2 protein-coding genes are annotated in these 2488 nt (G+C 60.4%); both read right to left on the bottom strand.

Features of this window, described 5'->3' with window-relative positions; genetic code table 11:
• Positions 1-668: 668 nt before the first annotated feature.
• Positions 669-1115 (bottom strand): EamA family transporter, encoded by a 447-nt coding sequence (locus tag AC5RTT_RS20380; RefSeq protein WP_494146680.1) that lies wholly within the window; start codon positions 1113-1115, stop codon positions 669-671.
• Positions 1116-1984: 869 nt separating this feature from the next.
• Entirely contained in the window at positions 1985-2335 is a 351-nt protein-coding gene (locus AC5RTT_RS20385; protein ID WP_494146681.1) for a hypothetical protein, read from the bottom strand.
• Positions 2336-2488 lie beyond the last annotated feature (153 nt).

Genomic DNA, 2488 nt, shown 5'->3' on the forward strand with positions numbered 1-2488 from the left:
GACCGTACCAGGACGCGGGTTCTACTTCGTCACCGGCCAGATGGACCACCTCGACGAGGTCGTCCAGAACGCCGCCGACGAATACGCCGCGAACCTGCGCCGGCTCGGCAACGTTGCCACCGCCCTGCGCGTCAGCATCCCTTCCGCTTAACCATGTTGATCCGTCACAACTAGGAGACACACGGAAGACGCCGATGCGCCCTAGTGAAGGCATACAGGTGTCGGGCGTGGTTGTTCTAAGCCCTGAGGGGCTGAATTGCTTTGGGGATGAGCCCCTCATGAAGGCTTGGCCTGAGGCTTCCGGAATGGAAGGAAAACAATTGGAGACCCGCAAAGAAACCAGGCCCAACTGGGCGGACCTCAGTCCCGGTGATTCTGTTTGGGTGCACGAGGCGAAGCAATTTCCGTACCGCGGAAAGGTTGATGTTTTGACGGAGGAAGCAGACGTTATTTGGGTCTGCTCCGACAACGGTGCCGGACGTCGTGCATATGACCACGGCAGCGCCGTGGTCATTATGAGGATCCCGTAAGACCACGACGGCCATAGTCCGGGCGCGCCTCTCATGAGTGGCGTGCCCGGTGGCCGCCCCGTGGCTGGGTCGAAGTTCAGGCTGGCCTTGGGGAAACAATGTCGTTTGGGGAGGTAGCCCGTACGTGGCAGCCGATGATCAGCTTGGTGCTCCGGGCGGTTTCCGTCCGGTAACGGCAGTGTCCAGGAGAAGGAACACAAGCGCCAGCCATACAACGGCAAGACCAACCCAGCGGGCAAGAGTCATGGCTTCTACGAATAGGAAGTAGGCCACCAAGAACTGCAGAACTGGTGTGATGTACTGCAGCAGGCCCGCCCTCGTCATCGTCAGGCGCGAGGTGGAGGCGGCAAACAGAAGCAGCGGCAGCGCGCTCGTAAGTCCGGATGCGGCCATCAGCCAGAAGTGAACTGCTCCGTGGTTTGTGACAGTGGCTCTGCCGATAAGCGCCAGGAAAACCATCGTCGCCAGTGCCAGAGGGGTGAGCACGATTGTCTCGACTGTGAGGGCAGGGATTACTCCTGCTGCCAGGCCTCTTTTTTTAATGCGTCCGTAGAGGCAGAAGCTGAAAGCCAGTGCCAGGGCCACCCCAGGCAGCGTGCCGTAAGCGACTGTCAGGGCAACAACAGCACAGCAACCAACTCCGACGGCTGCCCTCTGCAGCGGGCGGAGTTTTTCTAGCGGCTAGCCCGTACATGAGTCCTGCTGCGCCATCTTGTCCCCCTTTGCGCCCCTGAAGCAGGAGGGTGTCCGGCTTTTGCGGCAGGCAAAGTATCAGGAATTAAGTTGGCAGGCATTGGATTCTCTAGGAGGGGAGTGGGTTGGCTAGTTCCGACCACAACTGCCAACTCCTGCACCCGGTTCGGCGGAGTTCCCGAACCGGGTACTTGGGAGGTTCAGGAGAGTCCTATTTGCGGCCAACCTGGTGGGGAAGGCACCTGGCACGCGTGTACCTTCCCCACCAGCCCGAGGACTTCAGCTGGCGTGCGGCGTTACTAAGGGAGCCCTAGTGCTCACCTTCAGTTCCGGGCCGGCAGATCCGCGCTAGTGCCGCGCCAGGCGGGGGAGAGGCTGTGCTCCCTTGTTGGCCGGGGCGACATGCCAGGAACTGACGTTCTTCGGGCGTTGAAGGGACGGTGAGGTTACTGGGGTCGAAATATGCTCAGGGGCAGAATTCTGTGGAACTGGGGCGACGGATTCCGTTTCCAAATAGAGGCCCTCCCAAGCGAAGCAGGAGATCTGAGCCGAGTCCATTCCCCGCTCTGCGTTGCACGGGGACGGGGAATTGCTGGTGGTATTGGGGTTAGTCCGGGAACCCCAGCGAAATAGTGCCATTGCAAGCTACTTTCTGAAATTTGTTGGTTGCCGGCGTCATTGCGGTGAAGCAGCGGGTTAGTCGGGCACCGGATCCTCCCGGCTCCTATGCCGGGTGTGATGCGGTGCCGCTGAAGCCTTGCCTAGACGTCGTCGACAGTGATGAAGGATGTCATGGTGCGGAGGAGGTGGTCGGTCCGTTCGCGATCCAACACGTACGTGCGGTCCCGGGCCGGGAGGTTCTCCAGGGTGGCGTCGTCGCTGACGATTCCCAGGCTTTTCAGCTTGTTCAGGCTTTGGGCGACCAGTCCGTGACCGATGAGGGTACCCTCCACTATTTCAGAACGGGTACCTGCACCCTTCTGACGCAGGTGGCGAATAACCTGTAGCCGGGCCGCCTGGCCGAAGGCCGCCTGAGCGGCCATCAAGTCACTTGTCCAGATGCTGGAATCATGGATACCGCGTGGTTTGGGCAGTGTAGCTGCGGGGTTCATGGTTCTTCCTTAAGGTCGGCTCACCTGGGACAGGCGATCCTGCAGAGCTTCCTTTTGGGTGTGGTGTTAGTCTGCGTTGAGTTCGAGCAGGTGGCGGTATTGGCCTTTGAAGTAGAGCAGGGGGTGGCCGGAGTGCCATTCCGGGGTGCTCAT

Source organism: Arthrobacter sp. Y3221157 (assembly GCF_059089865.1).